Source organism: Pseudomonas sp. SCA2728.1_7, from assembly GCF_018138145.1.
GTDB lineage: Bacteria > Pseudomonadota > Gammaproteobacteria > Pseudomonadales > Pseudomonadaceae > Aquipseudomonas > Aquipseudomonas koreensis_A.
This window is the reverse complement of the sequence record NZ_CP073104.1, coordinates 196,584-216,840: the sequence shown is the minus strand read 5'-3', so window position 1 is coordinate 216,840 and position 20,257 is coordinate 196,584. Positions and strand designations below refer to the sequence as shown.

General features: G+C 60.7%; 18 protein-coding genes. All 18 read right to left on the bottom strand.

Going from position 1 to position 20,257, the window contains the following annotated elements; translation table 11 throughout:
- Nucleotides 1-36: 36 nt before the first annotated feature.
- Nucleotides 37-1,437, bottom strand: coding sequence for an APC family permease (locus KBP52_RS00820; RefSeq protein ID WP_212621763.1), 1,401 nt, complete (start codon nt 1,435-1,437; stop codon nt 37-39).
- Nucleotides 1,427-3,814 (bottom strand): TonB-dependent receptor, encoded by a 2,388-nt coding sequence (locus KBP52_RS00815; protein ID WP_212621762.1) that lies wholly within the window; start codon nt 3,812-3,814, stop codon nt 1,427-1,429. Before KBP52_RS00815 ends, KBP52_RS00820 begins: the two co-directional genes overlap by 11 nt.
- Nucleotides 3,815-4,242: 428 nt before the next feature.
- Nucleotides 4,243-4,908 (bottom strand): sulfite oxidase-like oxidoreductase, encoded by a 666-nt coding sequence (locus KBP52_RS00810; RefSeq protein ID WP_212621761.1) that lies wholly within the window; start codon nt 4,906-4,908, stop codon nt 4,243-4,245.
- A gap of 148 nt (nt 4,909-5,056) precedes the next feature.
- Complete coding sequence (locus tag KBP52_RS00805) at nt 5,057-6,112, bottom strand: substrate-binding domain-containing protein (protein WP_212621760.1); 1,056 nt, start codon at nt 6,110-6,112, stop codon at nt 5,057-5,059.
- Nucleotides 6,113-6,135: 23 nt separating this feature from the next.
- Complete coding sequence (locus tag KBP52_RS00800; protein ID WP_016987731.1) at nt 6,136-7,161, bottom strand: ABC transporter permease; 1,026 nt, start codon at nt 7,159-7,161, stop codon at nt 6,136-6,138.
- The gene (locus KBP52_RS00795; RefSeq protein WP_212621759.1) at nt 7,154-8,710 is read right to left on the bottom strand and encodes a sugar ABC transporter ATP-binding protein; all 1,557 of its coding nucleotides are present in this window, start codon (nt 8,708-8,710) and stop codon (nt 7,154-7,156) included. The genes KBP52_RS00800 and KBP52_RS00795 overlap by 8 nt, the downstream gene beginning before the upstream one ends.
- 8 nt (nt 8,711-8,718) lie before the next feature.
- Nucleotides 8,719-9,390, bottom strand: a complete 672-nt coding sequence (locus tag KBP52_RS00790; RefSeq protein ID WP_123593301.1) for a methionine ABC transporter permease — start codon at nt 9,388-9,390, stop codon at nt 8,719-8,721.
- Nucleotides 9,387-10,187 carry a methionine ABC transporter ATP-binding protein gene (locus KBP52_RS00785; protein WP_116029694.1) on the bottom strand — a complete coding sequence of 267 codons (801 nt, stop codon included), beginning with the start codon at nt 10,185-10,187 and terminating at the stop codon, nt 9,387-9,389. Before KBP52_RS00785 ends, KBP52_RS00790 begins: the two co-directional genes overlap by 4 nt.
- The gene (locus KBP52_RS00780) at nt 10,184-10,993 is read right to left on the bottom strand and encodes a MetQ/NlpA family ABC transporter substrate-binding protein (RefSeq protein ID WP_212621758.1); all 810 of its coding nucleotides are present in this window, start codon (nt 10,991-10,993) and stop codon (nt 10,184-10,186) included. The genes KBP52_RS00785 and KBP52_RS00780 overlap by 4 nt, the downstream gene beginning before the upstream one ends.
- Nucleotides 10,994-11,020: 27 nt before the next feature.
- On the bottom strand, nt 11,021-12,067 hold the full coding sequence (locus KBP52_RS00775; protein WP_212621757.1) for an isopenicillin N synthase family oxygenase: 1,047 nt from the start codon (nt 12,065-12,067) through the stop codon (nt 11,021-11,023).
- 495 nt (nt 12,068-12,562) lie between these two features.
- Nucleotides 12,563-13,480 (bottom strand): catechol 1,2-dioxygenase, encoded by a 918-nt coding sequence (gene catA / locus KBP52_RS00770; RefSeq protein WP_212621756.1) that lies wholly within the window; start codon nt 13,478-13,480, stop codon nt 12,563-12,565.
- Nucleotides 13,481-13,643: 163 nt separating this feature from the next.
- Nucleotides 13,644-13,934, bottom strand: coding sequence for a muconolactone Delta-isomerase (gene catC, locus KBP52_RS00765; protein ID WP_212621755.1), 291 nt, complete (start codon nt 13,932-13,934; stop codon nt 13,644-13,646).
- 15 nt (nt 13,935-13,949) lie between these two features.
- Nucleotides 13,950-15,071, bottom strand: a complete 1,122-nt coding sequence (locus KBP52_RS00760) for a muconate cycloisomerase family protein (RefSeq protein WP_212621754.1) — start codon at nt 15,069-15,071, stop codon at nt 13,950-13,952.
- Between the two features lie 22 nt (nt 15,072-15,093).
- Nucleotides 15,094-15,855 carry a 1,6-dihydroxycyclohexa-2,4-diene-1-carboxylate dehydrogenase gene (locus tag KBP52_RS00755; RefSeq protein WP_212621753.1) on the bottom strand — a complete coding sequence of 254 codons (762 nt, stop codon included), beginning with the start codon at nt 15,853-15,855 and terminating at the stop codon, nt 15,094-15,096.
- Nucleotides 15,856-15,875: 20 nt separating this feature from the next.
- Nucleotides 15,876-16,889 (bottom strand): benzoate 1,2-dioxygenase electron transfer component BenC, encoded by a 1,014-nt coding sequence (benC, locus tag KBP52_RS00750; RefSeq protein WP_212621752.1) that lies wholly within the window; start codon nt 16,887-16,889, stop codon nt 15,876-15,878.
- A 20-nt stretch (nt 16,890-16,909) separates the two neighbouring features.
- A complete protein-coding gene (benB, locus tag KBP52_RS00745) occupies nt 16,910-17,398 on the bottom strand; it encodes a benzoate 1,2-dioxygenase small subunit (RefSeq protein WP_077572491.1) in 489 nt (162 codons plus the stop codon).
- Nucleotides 17,398-18,753 carry a benzoate 1,2-dioxygenase large subunit gene (benA, locus tag KBP52_RS00740; RefSeq protein ID WP_077572490.1) on the bottom strand — a complete coding sequence of 452 codons (1,356 nt, stop codon included), beginning with the start codon at nt 18,751-18,753 and terminating at the stop codon, nt 17,398-17,400. Before benA ends, benB begins: the two co-directional genes overlap by 1 nt.
- A 140-nt stretch (nt 18,754-18,893) precedes the next feature.
- Nucleotides 18,894-19,850, bottom strand: coding sequence for an AraC family transcriptional regulator (locus KBP52_RS00735; protein ID WP_212621751.1), 957 nt, complete (start codon nt 19,848-19,850; stop codon nt 18,894-18,896).
- Nucleotides 19,851-20,257 lie beyond the last annotated feature (407 nt).

The following is a 20,257-nucleotide window of genomic DNA, read 5'->3' as shown; positions in this document are numbered from 1 at the left end:
TCAGTATTTGCTTCAAGCCATAATCGATTCGGTCTTTCAGGTCGATGTATCCCCCAAGACACCTCGGTCGGCCCCCTCTCCCTCCGGGAGAGGGCTGGGGTGAGGGTTCGCTTTTAAACGGCTCAACCCGGCCAAAAGCACAGCCCCCACCAACAACACCGCAATCCCCAAAAACGCCCCAAACCCCACCATCGTCACGCTGGAATACAGCATGTACAGGCACAACCCGAAAAACAGCAGCGGCAACAGCGGATACAACGGCACCTTCACCGGCCGCGACACCTCGGGAAAACGCCACCGCAGAATAATCAGCGCCACGCTGCTCAAACTCAGAAACAGCCAGTACACCGGGGTCAGGTACTCGACCATTGTGTTGAAACCGCTCTGGGTAAAACTGCCGAACAGCACCAGCAACAACGCCACCGCACCTTCCGCCAGCAACGCTTTGCGCGGCACACCATGCCGGTCATCCCATTCGCCGAATCTGCGCAGCTGAGGTATATCGCGCGCGGCGGCGTAGGTGGTGCGCGCGCCGACCAGAAGGGTCGAGTTGATGGTCGCAATCGCGGCGATGCCGACCATCAGCAAAATCAGCATCACACCCGGCGCACCGAATGCACGGTTCAACAACTCAACCGCCGGCGCATTGCTGGCCGCTAATCCAGCGAACCCCAGACCCTGAACGAACGCCCAATTGAGCGCCAGATAGATCGCCATCAACACGCTCAGCGCACCGAGCATGGCGATGAAGATCCCGCGCCGGCCATCACGCACTTCCGCCGATAACGTCGCCGCATCGCTCCAGCCGCCGAACGCCAGAAAGACGAAAATCATCGCCGCCGAAAATCCGGCCATACCGGTGTTTTCCGCGACGGGCGAGAGATTCGGCGCAGGCGCTTCGATACCTTGCCAGGCCAAAAAAACGCCGGCACTGGCGATGCTCAAAAAACCCAGCGCCAGCAACCCCACCAACAAGGTCTGGGTGAGAAAACCAATGTGCTTGCCGGTGAGATTAAGCAACACCAACGCGGCAATCACCGCCCCGGCAAACAACCCCGAGCCGTACTGCCCCAACGGCACCACCGCATTGAGGTAATCGGCAAACATGAACGCCGACAACGCTATCCAGCCGGTGTGCATCACCGAAAACCGCGACCAGGCGAACAGGAATCCCATGCGCTCGCCATACGCCGTGCGCAGAAAGTGATAGTCGCCGCCCGGGTGCGGAAACGCCGTGGCCATCTCGGCAAAACACAGCGCGCCGATCATTGATGCGACGCCACCCAGCACCCACACCAGGTAGAAATATTCCGGCCCGACGTTGAGGGCGACGGTCGGCGCGGTTTTCAGGATGTCGGTGGTGATCACCATGCCCAGCGTGATCAGCAACGCCTGAAACACCGGCAGATGCCGCCCCGGTCCCGCGTCAGAAACCATAGGTGGCGCGGGCGTAGTAGTAGGCGCCGTTGGTGCCGATTGGCGAGAGCACGTCGTACGGCAGGTTGCCGCCGTAGTTGATCGCCGAGCCAGAACGTTCCGGGTAGTTGTCGGTGAGGTTGTTGCCGCCCACGGCAATGTTGAATTTCGGAGTGAATTTGTAGGCCACCTCGGCGTCCAGCTGCCACACGGCGCCGTAGGTTTGCTCCGGTTGCGAATCGCCGAAGTCGAACACCCGGGTGGTCTCGCCCTGGCGCGTCAATCTTCCAAGCAGGCCCCAGTGTTCGCTGGCCCAGTTAGCGGAAAAGATGAAGCGATCCTTCGGCGCCGCGTCGGTCAGGGTGTTGGTTTCCTCGACACCAACGAGGGCGTCATTACCAATGCCCAGCGCCGTCAGTTGCGACGGTGTGCCTTTGGTGCTGGTGACTTTGGTGTGGTTGTAGGTGTACGCGGTGGTCAGGCCCAGTTGCCCTTCGTAGAACGGCTGGTGGTAGTTGAGCACCAGTTCGGCGCCGTCGGTGCTGGTGTCGGCGGCGTTGGTGAAGAAGTTGACGTCGTGCACGCCAGCAACGCCGAAGTTGTCATTGATGTAGGTTTCCAGAGCATCGCTGCCAATGCGTTGCGACAGGGTGATGCGGTCTTTGACGTCGATGCGGAACACGTCCAGGGAGGCATCGAAGCGTTCGTTCAACTGAAAGGTCAGGCCGAGGCTGAAGTTTTTCGAGGTTTCCGGATCGAGCTTCTCGGCGCCGAGTGCACGGGCGATCGGATCGTTGACCGAGAGCACGCGGATGTCAGTCAGCGTACCGCCATCGCCGAAGTTGCTGGTGGTGTTCTGGAAGCCGCTTTGGGCCAGAGACGGCGCGCGGAAGTTGTTCGAGACCGCACCGCGCAAGGCCCATTGCTCAGTGAGTTTGTAGCGACCGCTGAGTTTGCCGGTGAGTTTGCTGCCGGCATCGTCGTAATGCTCCCAGCGGGTGGCGGCGTCGACGAAGAAGCGGTCGGTGAGATCACCGGACAACTCGGCGTAAGTACCGAACACGTTGCGATCCAGATCCGACTCTTCGCTCGGGCGCAGGCCATTGGCGCCGTCCGCCCCGGAGCCGATATACGAAGCCTCGTCACCGGCATAGGTCAGGTAGTTTTCATAGCGGTATTCGCCGCCCACCGCGAGTACGAACGAGCGCTCGCCGAGACGCAGTTCGCGGCTGAAGTCGAGGTTGCTGGTGGTCTGGCGCAGCTCGTAATCGCCAGTGTCGAACTTCGTCGGTGAGTCTTCGCCGAGGCTGACGTTCAGCGTGCGCCGGGTCGAGCCCTCGAAGCGGTTGCGACCGTGGGTGACGCTGCTGTCAAAGTCCCACTCGTCACCGATCAGGCCTTTGAAACCGGCGGTGGCGGAGATGTCTTTATTGTCGCCGAGCGATTGCGGCAAGTAGCCGTTGGGGTAGAACTGCGGCTGTTCGTACGGGTAACGATAGAACTCGGCGCCGGTGGTGTGACGCTGGTTATAGGTGCCGAAGCTGTAGGCCTTGCCGCCGGCCAGCGGCAGTTCACTGTTGAACCAGAGGTTGACGTCGCGCGCGACGCCGTCGCCCATCACATAGTTGCGCTGACCGGGGCTGTCGGCAAAACCGTCGAAACCGGCGCGGTTGGTCGGGTTGCGATCCTTGTATTCGGTGCCGCCACGGATAAACCCGCCCTCCTCACCCAGGCGCGTGCCGATCTTCGCCGTGGTCACGCTGTTCTGGCCGTCGGTGGTGGTCTTGCCGATGGCGTCCTGATGGGTGTGATAAGCGCCATAACTGGTCGACACTTCGCCGCCCTCGGGCGCGTCGTCGAGGATGATGTTGATCACCCCGGCAATCGCGTCTGAACCGTACTGCGCACCGGCGCCGTCACGCAGCACTTCAATACGTTTGATCGCGCTGAGCGGGATCGAGTTGAAGTCGACCGGCGCGGTACCGCGGCCAATCTTCGAGGAATCGTTGACCACCGCCGAAGTGTGGCGACGCTTGCCGTTGACCAGCACCAGCACCTGATCCGGACTCATGCCGCGCAATTGCGCCGCGCGCACATGGTCGGCGCCACCGGAGTTGGATTGGCGCGGCAGGCTGAAGGACGGCAACAGCGTCTGCAACGCCGCGCCCAATTCACCATCAGCGGCGCCGGCGGATTTCAGGTCTTCGGCGGTGAGCACGTCGACCGGCACCGGCGAATCCAGCACGGTGCGCGAAGTACCCCGGGTGCCGGTGACCAGCACGGTACCGAGGCGGGAGTCGCTGTCGGCGCTGGCGGAAGTTTCTTCGGCGTTGGCCGGAAGTTGCCAGATGGCGCACGCGACAGCGGCCGCCAGTAATGAACGGGAACGGTAATGCATGTAACAGCTCCTTGAATCGCAGTTAATACCCGGCCGTTACCGACAATAAAGTTCGGCAAGCAATGCGCGGCAATGTCTGCTGTAGTTTTGGATTTCCGGAAGAGAGTGAAGGCTTTTTTACGGTGAGTTGCAGTTTCCCCAGCGTGAGACGTTTCCCCTTGAAGGCCGATGCTAGACGAGCTGCCACGGGTCGTAAAAGAACCAATAACGCTTAGGTTAGATCGCTCTAAAAAGTTGTTCTTAGTTCAACAGAAGTGTTGCTGAGCCAACACTTAAACCAACTAAAAACAATTTTTAGACTGAAATACGGTTCCCTGTAGGAGTGAGCCTGCTCGCGATAGCGGTATATCAGTAAGAAAGTTGTCAACTGACACACCGCTATCGCGAGCAGGCTCACTCCTACAGTTTTGATCTGCGTCGGGCACTACTTAGTCGAACTCTTTTTCCAGCCAGGCATCCTCGGCAATATCCAGCTCATCACCACTGAATCGCTGTTCGGCAAACGGATCGGCGTGCAGATGAAAGCCGTTCTGCTCCCAGAACCCCGGTTGTTCCTGATCGACAAATTCCAGCCCGCGCAACCATTTGGCGCTCTTCCAGAAATACCGCCCCGCCACCACCAGCCGCAGTGGCCAGCCATGTTGCGCGCTCAGCGGCTGGCCGGCGTAGTGGGTGGCCAACAGACTGTCGGGGTGCAACAGATCATCGAGTCGCAAGTTGGTCTGGTAATCGTAATCGGCATGGGCCATGACGAACGCCGATGTCGGTTGGATATCGAACGCCTGCAACAAATCCCGCAGATGCACCCCGCTCCACTCGGTGTCGAATTTCGACCAGCGTGTCACGCAATGGATGTCGCAGCGCAATTGCCGTTGTGGCAATGCCTGCAGATCGGCGTAACGTAATTCGATGGGCTGTGCGAGCGTGCCGAACAGGCGCAGCGACCAGTTGGCGAGGTCGTAATCCGGGATTTCGCCTTCGTGCAGGATCGGAAATCGCTCCGTCAGTACCTGGCCTGGGGGGAGTCGTTTACCGAACAACGGATCCGCTGCCGGGGAACGGCTTTTGCGTAAGCGCGAGGCTTTGTTGTGCATAGTCACTCCATTTTCAAGGGTGCCCCCAATTCCCTGTAGGAGTGAGCCTGCTCGCGATAGCGCTGGGTCAGGCGCCAAAGATGTCGACAGACCTGACGCCATCGCGAGCAGGCTCACTCCTACAGGGGATCGTGGTCGGTAGCAGGATCTAGTTGGCCACTGGAATCCACGGCGCCCGTGCGACATTCGCGGTATCACCGAAGTTGGGGAGCTTCTGCGCCAGATCTCGAACATTCTTCACATCCAGATCCAGCAACTGTTGACGGGTAATCAGCGTCGGCGGCACCAGCACCTGATGCCCCGGATTTTCCCCGGCAATCAACATCGCCAGGCTGCGCACACTGATCGCCCCGGCCACTTGCGGATTGACCGCTGCCGTCGCCGCCCAGGCGCTGTCCGGCTCCTTCATGATCTGAATATCGGCGGTGGAAATATCGGCGCTGTAGATCTTCACCTTGCTCGCCAGCCCCGCTTCGTCGACGGCGATTTTTGCGCCTTTGGCGAACTCATCGAACGGCGCAAAAATCACGCTGATGCCTGGATTCGCGCGAAGTACGGCGCTGGCCTGATCCGCCACTGAGTTGGCAATCGGCGGATTCAGCGTGCCAAAGCGGGCCTTCTCGACGATCCCCGGATTGGCTTTCTTGACCTGACTCCAGATCTCGTCGCGGCGCTCCATCGGCGTAAAACCGCTGATGTACACGTAGCCGGCATCGAACTTCGTGCCGTTGTCCTTGACGGCCTGATCCAGCGCCAGACGTGCCAGCGCATGGTGATCCTGCTCGACCTGGGTCACTTGCGGGGTGTTCAGATCGACATCGAAAGCGACGACCTTGATGCCTTTGGCGATCGCCCGATCGATCGGTGCTTTCAGGGTTTCGGCCAAACCGAGCTGGACGATGATGCCGTCGACGCCGAGATCGACCACTTGATCGATCATCTCGCCCTGACTCGCCGCTTGCTGCCGGGCATCGAAAACCCGCAGGTTGGCACCCAGCGCTTCGGTCTGCTTTTCGACGCCACGCAAATAAGCCTCGGGAAAGTCCCCGGAGAACAAGTAACCCACCAGCGCGATCTGCACCTGACCTTTGTCGAACGGTGCGGGTGCGCCGGGCAAGGCTTTGGCCTGCGCGCTCAGAGCCACCGCCGAAAGCAGCGCACCGGCGAGGCAGTGACGGGCGAATTGTGTGATTGAACCGTGCATACAACTTCCTTGCATAAAGCGGCTCAACGCGCCCGATGCGCGAGGCCGAACGTGAACATCAGGGCCAGCACCAGCACCAGTCCCTTGACGAAATCCTGCGCGTAATACGGCGCGTTGAGCATGGTCAGGCCGTTGAGCAGCGCTGCCACCAGCAGCGCACCGACCAGCGTGCCAAAGGCGTTGGGCTTCTTCGCGCCGAGTACGGCAAAACCGATCAGCGCCGCGCCGAGAGCATCCAGCACCAGACCGTTGCCCGAACTGACGTCGCCGCGGCCCAAGCGCGCCGCGAGCAACAATCCACCCAGCGATGCAAGCAACGCCGAGAGCACGTAAGCCAATAACTTGAAGCGCTGCACCGGTGCACCGGCCAAGCGCGCCGCTTGCTCGTTGCCGCCGATGGCATAGAACAGCCGACCAATGCGCGTGCGTTCGAGAAACAGCCACACCGCCACCGCTACCACCGCCGTGATCAACACCGGAATCGGTACCACCTCCCACAACCGCCCACGCCCCAGCGCCAGAAACGCAGCACTGAAGGTACCTTCGGTTTCCTCACCGCTGGGCAAGGTCATGCCCACTGCAATCGAACGTCCGCCCGTGGGAATCAGTTGCACACCGATCACCAGAAACATGCTGCCCAGCGTCGCAAGAATGTCCGGCACCCGCAGTTTGACGATCAGCCAACCGTTGAGCAGGCCGACCAGCGCACCGCCCGCCAGACTGATCAACACCGCCGGCACCGCGCCCCAGCCGAGCACGACCATCACGTAACTGGCGATCATCAGGCTCATCGCCGCCACCGCGCCAATCGACAGATCGAGACCGCCGACCGCCATGGTCAGCGTCACGCCCAACGCCAGCAGCGCAACAATCGACACCGATTGCAGGATGCTGAACAGGTTGCCGACACGCAGGAATGCCGGCTCGGCCACACTGAAAAACACCACGATCAGCGCCAGCAGCCATAACAGGCCATAGCGGATCAACCCGTGCAGCAGACGTTCGGCGCGTGCCGGCTCGGTCGATAACAGTGAACTTGAATCAGGCACTCGCTCTGCTCCTTGGCGTGGCTTGAGGGGAATGTTCGGTCACGTCGCTGCCGGCCAGTGCAGCGACCAGATCAGCACGATTGAGGCCGGCGCGCGGGTACTCGGCGACCACCGCGTGATCGCGCACCAGCAGAATGCGGTCGGCAATTTCCAGGACTTCATCGACGTCTGCGCAAATCACCAGCGTCGCTCGGCCCTTGGCGCTGTCGCGCAGCAGTTGGCCGATGTCGCGGCGGGCGCGCACGTCGACGCCTTGAAAGGGTTCATCGAGGATCAACACCCGCCCTTCGCCGAGCAGCCAGCGGCCGAGCACGACTTTCTGTTGATTGCCGCCTGACAGTGCGCTCATCGGCACATCGATACCGGCAGTCTTGATCCCCAGCGCCGCCACTTGTGCCTCGACCGCTGCCGCTTCGGCGCGGTTGCGGATGAAACCGCCGCGGGTGAAGCGCTCGAGAAACGGCAAAGTCAGGGTGCGACGCAAAGAGAAATCCGGTACCAACGATTGACTGGCGCGATCTTCGGCCGCGAAGAAAACCCCGCTTTGAATGGCCTGGCGCGGTGAGTTCGCGTGCCACTCAGCGCCATCCAGTTGCACGCTGCCCGACAACGCTTTACGCAAGCCGAACAGCACCTCGGCGATTTCACTTTTGCCAGCACCCAACAGCCCGGTCAGCACCACCACTTCGTTCTCGTGCAGGCTCAGATCGAACGCGGCGGAGCGCGGCAGAATTTGCATGGCGTTGAGTTTCAACACCTCGCGCCCGGCCACGCGCGGCTGATAAACATGCTCGGCCAGCGCCTGCCCGAGCATGGCGCTCACCGCTTCGGGTAATTGCCGCGCCGTGAACTCGCCCGCGAACTGGCCATCACGCAGGACAATGGCGCGATCCGCCACGCGTTGCAGGTCGGAGAGTCGATGGGAGATGTACAGAATCGCCACGCCGCGACTGCGCAAGGTGTCGATCAAACCAAACAAGCGCTGCGCTTCGGCATCGGAAAGTGCTGCTGTCGGCTCATCCAGAATCAGCAGGCGCGGCTGCAACGCCAAGGCTCGAGCGAGCACCACCAGTTGCCGTTCGGCCTGACCGAGATGCTCGATCGGCTGCTCCAGCGGCAAGGTCAAACCCAGCCCGGCGGCGATGCTCGCGGCGCGCTCCAGCAGGCGTTGGCGATTGAGCCAGAAGTCCGCGTCCGGCTTGCACAGCTCATCGAGCAGCAGGTTCTCCGCAACGCTCAAACCGGGTGCGATGCCTTCGTTGATCTGCTGATGTACCGCGACAATGCCAAAGCGCCGCGCCGACAGCGGCGAACTGAAATGCCGTGGCGCACCCTCCAGCCAGATCTCGCCAGCGTCGGCGCTCTGGCTGCCCGCGAGGATCTTCACCAGAGTCGACTTGCCCGCGCCATTGGCACCGAGCAGCGCCACCACTTCGGCGGGATAGATGTCCAGGCTGACCTGATCCAGCGCCCGGCTCGCGCCAAACAATTTGCTCACTTCACGTACACGAATCAGCGGTTCGCGGACTACGGCGACCGGCACACTCATACAAATCCTTAGCGGCGATGCGCCAGCGAACGAACCAACCGATCGCCCAGGCTTTGCACGCCCTGAACGAGGATCACCAACACCACCACCGTGGCAACCATCACTTCATTGTTGAAACGCTGATAGCCGTAACGGATCGCCAGATCACCGAGCCCGCCACCGCCGATGACCCCGGCCATCGAGGAAAAACCGATCAGCATCACCAGCGTCAAGGTGACCCCGGCCAGCAACGCCGGCAGCGCTTCGGGCAACAGCACTTTGAAGATCACGTGACCGATGTCGCCGCCCATGGCGAGGATCGCTTCGATGCGACCCTTGTCGACTTCGTCCAGAGCGTTTTCGACGATGCGCGCGAAGAATGGAAACGCACCGATGGTGATCGGCACCACGGCGGCGGTGCTGCCCAGCGTTGTGCCGACCACCAGCCGTGTCAGCGGGATCAGGGCAATCAGCATCACCACGAATGGCAGTGAACGGCCGAGGTTGACCACGCCACCCAGCACGGCATTCAAGCGCGGCATCGGCAGCAGTCCATCGCGGCGACTGATGAACAGCAACACGCCCAACGGCAAGCCGATCAGCAGCGTGAACAGCCCTGCGAGCAGGACCATGTACAGGGTTTCACCGGTGGCGTTGAACAGCAGTTGCAGGATTTCATCCCAATTGACCGTGCGGTTCATGAGTGCGCCGCCCGTACGCCGTATTGTTTTAGAAAACTCAGGCCCGGCTCAGCGTGGCCCAGCGGCAAGCCGCAGGTCGGTCGCAGCGAAGCACCCAGTTGCGATTGCGCATCGGCCAACAGCCTTGGTACCGGCCCGGCTTCGACCAGACGTCCGTTGGCCATGAACGCAGCGTGATCGCAGATCGACTTGACCACCTCCAGTTCATGGGTGATCAGCACGATGGTGACGCCCAGTTGCCGATTGATGTCACGCAGCAGTTCAAGGATCGACGCGGTGGTTTCCGGGTCGAGTGCGCTGGTGGCCTCGTCCGACAGCAGATAGGCGGGTTCCGCAGCCAGGGCGCGGGCAATGCCGACACGCTGTTTCTGGCCGCCGGACAATTGCGAGGGAAAGGCCTGCGCCTTGTCACTCAAACCGACCAGTTCCAACAGCTCGCGAACCCGCACATGGCGCCACGGCTTGCCCACCTTGGCGATCTCCAGCGGCACCGCGATATTGTCGAAAACGGTGCGCGAATGCAGCAGGTTGAAGCCCTGGAAGATCATGCCGATGCGCTGACGCTGCTGGCGCAGTTCGCTGACCGACAGCGTTGTCAGGTCGACGCCATCGAGCAGAATGCGTCCACTGTCCGGTCGTTCGAGCAGGTTGAGGCAGCGCAGCAGCGTCGATTTGCCCGCCCCGCTACGCCCGAGAATCCCGTAGACCGCGCCGTCGGGAATGCTCAACGAGACCTGATCGAGTGCCGGTTGCGCGGCCGAAGGATAGGTCTTGCTCAACTGCTCGACGGCGATCATGGCTTGCCGCCCGCCACCGGAATCACCGAACCGGCGAAGTTGTCGGTGATGTATTTGGCGACCTCTGGCGAGGTCAGGTCCTTGGCCAGTTGCGCGATACGCGGGTCGTGTTCCAGCTTGGGCGTGGTCACCAGAATATTGGCGTAAGGATTGTGCTCGGCTTTCTCCAGACCCAAGGCATCCTTGGCCGGCACCAGGCCTGCGTCGAGCGCGTAGTTGCCGTTGATCACGGCCAGATCGACGTCGTCCAGCGAGCGCGGAATCTGCGGCGATTCGATCTCGAGAATCTTCAGCTGTTTCGGGTTCTCGGCGATGTCCTTGGGCGTTGCCTGATCGGCCGCCGGATCGTTGAAGCCGGGTTTGAGCTTGATCAGACCGTTGTCCTGCAACAGGTACAGCGCGCGGCTCAGGTTGGTGACGTTGTTGGGCACGGCGACGCTGCCTTTTACCGGCACGTCGGCGAAGCTTTTGTGCCGGTGCGAGTAGATGCCCAAGGGTTCGATATGCACCGTGGCCGCCACCGCCAGTTTCTCGCCGAGGGCCTTTTCCTGGGATTTCAGGTACGGCAGGTGCTGGAAGTAATTGGCGTCGACATCACCGTGCACCAACAGCTCGTTGGAGTTCACGCCGTTGGGGATCTCGATGACTTTGAGATTGAGTTGCGGATCGATTTTCTGGATGTACGCCAGAATCTGCGCGTGGGGCACCGGGTCGGCAGCCACGCGCAGCGGCTCCAGCGCCTGCGCACCGAACGACGTCACCAGCGCGCCGAGCACGGCCAGGGTCAAACCTGCTTTGTTGATCATGTGCGGAGTCCTTGAGCGGTGGTTGAGTCAGGCGGATTTACGAACGGGCGGTGGCGGCAGCAACGCATCGGCGTAGAAGCGCTGCGCGACATCCGGATGCGAGCGCAAACGACCCTTGAGGTAGTTCCAGCCGACATCGCGAAACAGCGGATTGAGCGGATCACTCGCCGGCCCGCGCGCCTCGCGCAACAGTGCGGTGGGCAGCGGATACAGCGGCACCACGGCATCCAGTTGCGCACCGAGGAAGAACGCGACAGACAGGCGTTCACTGCCCGCCGGAGGCGAAACCACCCGGTGCACCGTGGCCCGCAGGTAACCGTTGCTGGCCAGTTCGAGCAGTTCACCGATGTTCACCACCAGGGTGTTTTCACGCGGCAACGCATCGATCCAGCGCCCCTCTTCGATCTCGACCTGCAGCCCGGCCTGCTGGTCTTGCAGGAGGAAGCTGAGGAAACCGGAATCCTTGTGCGCGCCGACACCTTGATGGCTCGACTCGCTGGACTGGCCGGGATAGCGCATCAACTTGATGTGTTCGTTGGGCTTGTCGCCGTAGAGCTGATCAAACGCATCGGCGCGCAGCGACAACGCCTGCGCGAACGCACGCAGCAGGCGCAACGACATGCGCGTCATCGCCTCTTGCCATTCGAGCAGCAACGGTTTCAGTTCCGGCAGTGCCGCCGGCCATTGGTTGGGGCCTTGCAGCCGCGCCCAGAACGGGCTGTCCGCGTCTAATGGCAGTGCCTCGCGCTCGGCGCCCAGATCAAACTGCTCGCGCAGATCGGGCTGACCACGGGTGATCTCCGAGGCGGCACGGTTGTAACCGCGAAAGTGCGGTGAATTGATCATGCCGACGGCGGTTTTTTCGCTGTCGGGCAAGGCGAAGAATTGCCGGGCGTGGGCCTGCACCTGCTTGAGCAAGTCGCTGTCGATACCGTGGCCGGTCAGGTAAAAGAAGCCGACGTCGCGCGCGGCGTGGCGCAGGTCTTCAAGAAATTCGTAACGCTGCTGCGCCGTGCCTTCGAACAGCGAAAGATCCAGCGTCGGTAATGCGGTGATGTCGAGGGTATGCGGCATGATTCACTCCCGTGTGAATCAAACCTGAAAAACCTGTGATCGATTCAGCGTGTGCCGTCATGGCAATCGGGGGTCTATCGGTTTGATGCGTTTTGATTCGTCGTTGTGACAAAACTAAACGATCTTAAAAATGCAGAGCCAATATCTTTTTCGCATTACCTTAGGCCTGATTTCCCCTCACCCCAGCCCTCTCCCGGAGGTAGAGGGAGCCGACCGAGGTGTATATCGCGATACATCGACCTGAACGACCGAGTCGATTATGGATTCGGCACAAACTGTTCAGGTCGGCGTAGCACTAAATATCGCCTCGGTCAGTACCCTCCCAACCCTCTCCCGGAGGGAGCCGACCGAGTTGTCTAGCGTTATGCATCGACCTGAACGACCGGGTTGGATTCGGTACAAAACGTTCAGGTCGGTGTAGCACTCAAGATCCCCCCGGTCGGTCCCCTCTCCCTCTGGGAGAGGGTTAGGGTGAGGGAACCAGACGACTCGGTATCACGCGTCCTGCAACGCACGCGGCCGTTGGCTGCGTTGTTCGGCACTGGCGTCCGGCGCCTGCTGCAACTGGAAGTCGAACTTCAGCTCGGCATAACGCCCCGACACCGCGTCCTCACGGAACACCACCTCCCCGACCAAGCCTTCACGGGTCGCATAGGCGAAGTCATCCCACAAATACTGATCGCCCGACAGATTGATCTGCGTGGTCAGATGCCGATGCCCCGGTGCGTTGATGAAGAAATGCACATGCGCCGGGCGCTGGCCATGGCGGCCGAGCTGGTTCAGGCATTCCTGGGTCGGCCCTTGCGGGTCGCAGCCGTAGCCGGACGGCACGATACTGCGAGCGCGGTAACGGCCCTCGGCGTCGGTAATGATGCGTCGACGCAAGTTGTATTCGGACTGGCTCGAGTCGAAAAACGAATAGGTACCCTTGGTGTTGGCGTGCCACAGATCAACCGTGGCACCGGCCAATGGCTGGCCATGCAGATCGAACACCTGGCCTTCGAGGAGCATCACCGTGGCGATGCCCTCCTCGCTGCCGTCATCCATCCGGCACTCGCCTTCGCACAGGGGCGCGCCGGCCACGTACAGCGGGCCTTCGATGGTGCGTGGCGTGCCGCCGGTCAAGCCGATCTGTGCATCCTTGGCATCCTGTAGCAGGTCGAGAAAATGTTCCAGACCGAGGCCGGCAACCAGCAGTCCTGCCTCCGAGCGCGCACCGAGTCGGTTGAGATAGTCGACCGCTTTCCAGAACTCGTCCTCGCTGATGTCGAGGTCTTCGATGATTTTCGCGCTGTCCTGCAAGATGCGCAGGACGATGGTTTTCAGCCGGGAGTTGCCGTCGTCGTTGGCAAAACCGGCGGCTTCTCTGAAGAATTCCTGCAGTTCGGCAGTGTGGGCAATTTTCACGGTCATGGTGGTTACCTCATCTTGTTGTTTTGTCGACGCAGTTCTTGAGTTCCAGCACCGTCCCTTGTAGGAGTGAGCCTGCTCGCGATAGCGGTCTGCCAGTTGCCATCGATGCTGAATGAAACACCGCTATCGCGAGCAGGCTCACTCCTACAGGGACCGGGTTGGGTCAGCGGTCGTCGCTGTGGATCGACGACGGATGCCGGCAGAGGCCATCGACCTCAATGTCCATGTAGGGAAACAGCGGCAAAAGCATCAGCGTGTCGTGCAGGGCCTCGACGCTCGGCACATCAAACACGCTGTAATTGGCGTAATGCCCGGCGATGCGCCACAGGTGCCGCCAGACGCCTTCGCGTTGCAGCCGTTGGGCCAGTTCCTTTTCGTCCGTCTTGAGCCGGGAGGCCAGTGACGGGTCCATGTCGACGGGCAATTTCACGGTCATTTTTACGTGGAACAGCATGGTGACTCTCCTGATTCAGTGGCGACGAAAACGCGCCAGACGCTCTTCGTCCAGCGTCAGGCCAAGGCCCGGAGTTCGCGGGATGTGCAGGTGGAAATCGCGGTACTGCGGCGTTTCAGTGACGATGTCTTCGGTCAGCAACAACGGGCCAAACAGTTCGGTGTCCCAGGTCAGCTGCTTGAGCGTGAGGAAGGCGTGCGCCGAGGCCAGCGTGCCGACGGAGCCTTCGAGCATCGTGCCGCCGTACAGCGCGATGCCGGCGGCCTCGGCGATCTGCGCGGTTCTGAGCACGGCACGCGGGCCGCCGTTCTTGGCGATTTTCAGGGCGAACACACTGGCAGCGCCGTCGGCGGCAAGGCTGAAAGCATCCTCGACGCTTTCGATCGATTCATCGGCCATGATCGGTGCCGGGCTGCGCTGGTTGAGGCGAATCTGCCCTGAGCGGTTGACCCGCGAGATCGGCTGTTCAATCAGGTCGATGCCGTTGTCACCCAGTACCTGACAGCCGCGAATCGCCTGGGATTCGTCCCAATACTGGTTAACGTCAACCCGCACACTGGCGCGCTCGCCCAAGGCTTTTTTGATTGCCAGCACATGCTTGAGATCCTGCTCCAGCGGGTTGGCGCCGATCTTCAATTTGAAGATGCGATGGCGACGCGCTTCCAGCATCTGCTCGGCTTCAGCGATGTCGCGGGCGGTGTCGCCGCTGGCCAAGGTCCATGCCACTTCGAGGCTGTCCCGTACGCGGCCGCCGAGCAGTTCGCTGACCGGCAGACCGAGGCGTTTGCCTTGCGCATCGAGCAGTGCGCTTTCGATGCCGGACTTGGCGAAAGTATTGCCCTTGGCAATTTTGTCGAGCCGCTGCATCGCCGCGTTGATGTTGTTGGCGTCCATACCCACCAGCGCCGGGGCCAGATGTGCGTCGATATTGGCTTTGATGCTTTCCGGGCTTTCATAACCGTAAGCGAGACCGCCGATGGTGGTGGCTTCGCCGATGCCTTCAATACCATCGCTGCAACGTAGGCGCAGGATTACCAGGGTCTGCCTCTGCATCGTGTGCATCGCCAGTTTGTGCGGGCGAATGGTCGGCAGGTCGACGATGATCGCCGTCAGGTTTTCAATCAGAATTCGCTGCATTTCAATGTCCCTTGAAAAGTAATCAACCGAGGTCGCCGCCACCGACCGGCAAAGTCACGCCGGTGATGTAAGAGGCATCGTCAGAAGCCAGAAAGAGGATCGCGCCGACCTGTTCGTCGAGGCTGCCGTAGCGCTTCATCAGGCTGCTGTCGAGGGTTTGCGCGACGATTTCCTGATACCAGGCCTGCTCCTGCGCCGACGGTTCGACGGCATTGCGCGGGATCCTCCGGGGCGGTGCTTCGGTACCGCCCGGTGCGGTGGCATTGACGCGAATACCGCGCTCGGCGTTTTCGAATGCCAAGCAAGCCGTGAGTGCGTTGATGCCGCCCTTCGCCGCGCCGTACGGCACGCGATTGACGCTGCGGGTAGCAATCGATGAAACGTTGACGATAGCGCCACGACCTTGCTTGAGCATGTACGGCAGCGCGGCGTGGCAACACCACAGCGTCGGGAACAGCGAGCGGCGCACTTCAGCCTCGATCTGTTCGACTTCGTAATGCTCGAAGGGCTTGGCCCAGATCGTGCCGCCGACGTTATTGATCAGGATGTCGAGTCGGCCGAAAGTGTTGATCGCCTCGACCATGACCCGCGCACAATGGGCGTATTGCTCAAGGTCGGCGGTCAGCGCGAGAACGCCCTCGCCTTGCAGCTCGTGAACCAGCTCGGAGCGGTCGACGGCGACGACTTGCGCGCCTTCGCGCAACAGGCGTTCGCACACACGGCGGCCGATACCCTGCGCCGCGCCGGTGACCAGCGCGACCTTGTTGGAGAATCTGTTGTTCATGACAACCTCGAAAAAGGATTTCAGGCAGCCGCAGCGGCAAATTTTTCGTAGTAGAAATTCGCCGGGGTGATGCCCTGCTCGCGGATGTATTGGCTGACCGCATCAACCATCGGCGGCGGCCCGCACAGGTACACGTCGACGTCGCCTTCATTGAGGTGGCGCGGCTCGATGTGCTGGGTGACGTAGCCCTTGAGCGGATGCGCGCTCTGAGGATTGGCCACGCACGCGCCGAAGCTGAAATTGGCGATACGTGCGGCAAAGGACTCGAGACGATCGAGTTCGACCAGATCGAAATCGTTGGTCACGCCGTAGATCAGATGCACGGGATGATCACTGCCCTGCTCGGCGATCTTTTCCAGCATCGCGGTGAACGGTGCCAGGCCGGTGCCGCCCGCCAACAACAGCAGCGGCCGCTTGATCTCGCGCAGATAGAAGCTGCCCAACGGTCCGGCCAGGTTCACACTGTCGCCGGCCTTGGCCAGCCCGGTGAGGAAGCTGCTCATCAGGCCACCGGGCACGTTGCGGATCAGGAAACTGACTTCGCCGTCCTTCTGCAATGAGCTGAAGGAATAAGCGCGGGTCTGTTCGCTGCCGGGCACTTGCAGATTGACGTACTGGCCCGGCAGAAACGCCAATTTGCTCAGCGCCTCGCCCTTGACCGACAAGGCAATGGTGCTCTCGGACAACTGCCGGACAGCGCTGATCGATGCCTGGAAGCTCGCTTGTTCGGTCTTGCACACCTGCGAGCCTGCTGGCACTCGCACCACACAATCGCTTTCAGCGCGCATCTGGCAGGTCAGCACATAACCTTGTGCGAGTTCGTCGACGCTCAAGGCGTCTTCGATGAAGTTGTCGCCCATGTCGTAACGCCCGGCCTCGGCGAAACATTTGCAGGTGCCGCAGGCGCCATCGCGGCAGTCCAGCGGGATGTTGATACCTTGGCGATACGCCGCATCGGCGACGGTTTCATGGCCACCAGCCTCGATGAAACGGGTGACGCCGTCTTCAAAATTAAGCGCGATCTGGAAATTCATGGTGCACCTCGCCGTGTCGACTAGATGTGGTAGATGTCGATGACCTGACGGACGTAATCGTTTTTCAGCACGACTTTCTTGGCCTTGATCTGCGGCTGTTCGCCACGCAGATCGAGGGTGTAGAAACTGCTGCCGAAGTAGCTGTCGGTGACCTGATAGCGAAAGCTCAGGGTGTGCCAGTTGAAGCGCACCAGACACTGGTCTGCGCTCTGCTCGACGATTTCGATGTTGCTCAGGTTGTGCGAGGTGCGGGTGTCGGGGATGGTCGCGCTGGAGCGCTCGGTCTTGATCCGGAAGATGCGGTCTTCGAGGCCGCCACGGTTGCCGTACCAGATCAGCGAGATTTCGCTTTGCGGGTCTTCGGTGAGCGTGTCGTTGTCGTCCCAGGCCGGCATCCAGAAAGTGGCGTCGGCGGCGTACAGTTCCAGCCATTGATCCCACTGGCCGTCATCGAGATAACGCGCCTCGCGGTAGAGAAAATCGCGCACGCTGTCGTAGAGGTTGCTCATCACACGGCCTCCACGGGGATCAGTTTTGGTTCGGTGGCAGCGGCTTTGAGCATGGTTTCCTGCCAGTACTTGTGTTGCAGCACGAACAAGCCTTCGTCCTCGGTGCGCATGCCGGAGAGCAGCGGTTTGAGGTCGATTTCTTCGGCCGCGGCATCGGCGCCTTCAACCCAGTGGGTCGCGCCCCGGGACATATCATTCCAGCCGCGCCCGGAGCCATAACCGGTCTGGCATGAGCGGAACTCTTCCAGATCATCCGGCGTGGCCATACCGCTGACGTTGAAGAAGTCTTCGTACTGCCGAATGCGTTTGGCGCGGGCCTCGGCGCTCTCGCCTTTGGGGGCGATGCAGTAAATGGTGATTTCGGTCTTGTCGACCGAGATCGGCCGGGCGATGCGGATCTGTGAGCTGAACTGATCCATCAAGTACACGTTGGGGTACAGGCACAGGTTGCGCGAGTTTTCGATCATCCAGTCGGCGCGGGCCTGGCCGAAATCACGGGCCAGTTCATCGCGGCGCTCGTAGGCCGGGCGGTCTTCAGGGTTGGCCCAGCGGGTCCAGAGCAGCAGATGGCCGTGATCGAACGAGTAGAAACCGCCGCCTTTCTTCGCCCAACTGCCGGCGCTCATGGTCTTGATCGCCTCACCTGCTTCGCGCTGTTGACGCTGGTTCTGGGTGGCAGCGTAGTTCCAGTGCACCGAACTGACGTGGTAGCCATCGGCGCCATTTTCAGCGGTGAGTTTCCAGTTGCCTTCGTAGATATACGAGCTGGAGCCGCGCAACACTTCCAGGCCTTCTGGCGACTGGTCGACGATCATGTCGATGATTTTTGCCGACTCGCCCAGATGTTCAGCAAGTGATTTCACATCGGCATTCAGGCTGCCGAACAGAAAGCCGCGATAGGACTCGAAACGCGCGACTTTGCTCAGGTCATGGGAGCCTTCGCAGTTGAAACCTTGCGGGTAGCCGGCTTCGCTCGGGTCTTTGACCTTGAGCAGTTTGCCGCTGTTGTTGAACGTCCAGCCGTGAAACGGGCAGGTGTAGCTGGAACGGTTGCCGGACTTGTGCCGGCACAACATGGCGCCGCGATGGCTGCAGGCATTGAGGAACGCGTTGAGCACACCGTCCTTGTTGCGCGCGATGAAGATCGGCTGGCGCCCCATAGTGGTGGTGAGAAAATCGTTGTTGTTGGGCAGCTGGCTTTCGTGGGCAAGGTAAATCCAGTTGCCTTCGAAGATGTGCGCCATTTCCAGTTCGAACAGCCGCGGATCAGTGAACATCTCCCGCTTGCAGCGGTAGGCGCCCTTCTCCTTGTCTTCTTCAAGCATGGCATTGAGGTAGTCGATTCCCAGGGACATGGCCGGGGCCTCCATTGTTATTGTTCAGGCCAGGTCAGATTAGGGAGGCGAAGCACAGGGCAATAGCCGAATCCTGCAGATCGCTATCCGTTTTGTGCAGGACGCCGCGGTAGATGATTCGGCGTGTTTCGAAGGGGGGATCAGGGGCGGCGTTTGAAGGTCTGTGACGGCAGTTGGCCGAACTGTTGGCGATAGCTTTCGGAGAAACGGCCGAGGTGCAGAAAGCCGTAGTCCAGGGCCAGTTCGGTGAGATTGCGTACCGGGCAGCTCGGATCGCTGAGGCAGGCGTGGATGCGCGCAAGCTTGCGTTGGCGGATGTATTGCATCGGCGTAACGCCCAGTTGGCGTTCAAACAAGGTGTACAGCGAGCGCGGGCTCATGCTCGCCTGTGCGGCCAGATGTTCGGCGGGCAAATCCAGTTTAAGGTTGCGTTCGATGTAATCGAGAATGCGCTCGAAGCTGACGCTCGGCGCATTCAGGCACTCACGGCTGACGTTGGTGCTCATCAGCGAGATCAGTTTGCTGCCGATGATCTGCGCGTAATGCTCCTGCACCCGCAGCAACGGGTCGCTGGCCTCGGCTTCCTGACAGATCATCGCAAGCAGGTTGGTGAAACCTTCCAGCTCATCGAGCCGATAGTGATTGCGCAGGAAACGGATACCGCTGGAGGGGTGCTGCCAGCGCTGCTCGTCGCACACCGATTCGAGCACGCTGACCGGCACCTTGAGGATGAATTTCTCGCAGTCTTCCGAGTACGTCAGATCGACCGGATCATCCGGGTTGATCAACAGCAACTCGCCAGGCACCAGATGCTGTTCGCGCTCGTGCCCGCGCCACAGGCAATTGCCTTGCAGCAGAACCTGCAAGTGATAAACGGTCTCCAGCGCAACGGAGGTTACGCGCACGCTGCCGCCATAACTGATGCGGGCCAGGTCGAGATCGGCGAGTTTGCGGTGGTTGAGGCTGGCTTGTGGGTGGGTGGTCCTGGACAGGCCGATGAAGTGCTGGCCGACGTGCTGATTGACGTAGTCGGAGACGGCATAAGGGTCAGCGTGACGGAACACGCTGCTGCGATCGCTCAGCAGATGGCTGTCCATGGGGCGTTGCTCGTTGTTGTCGTTATTTTTGGGATCACGGGGATTCAGGCATCACGAGCCACAGTACGCCGGAGTGTCAGAGTGGGCAATTGGACGAAGGTTTGGGTGCTCGATAATCGAACGCTTTTTGCGGACTACAGAGTGGTTTGAACAACGCCTACACTTGCCGAAGAAATGCCCTACACGTCAAAAAAACCCGACACAGAAAAATCCTACTTATGACAGTTTTATAAAACAAAAAAAACCCGTTTCAGTCGAAACTGAAACGGGCTTCTCCCACCTCAACGGCCGTTACTTCAGGTCGTCAAAGTGGTCTCGCAGGAACTCGTAAAAGCGAAAGGCTTTAAACAATCTCCATACAAGGCTCAGCGTACGCAGCAAAAGCTTCATACGTTTTGGCCTCCAGG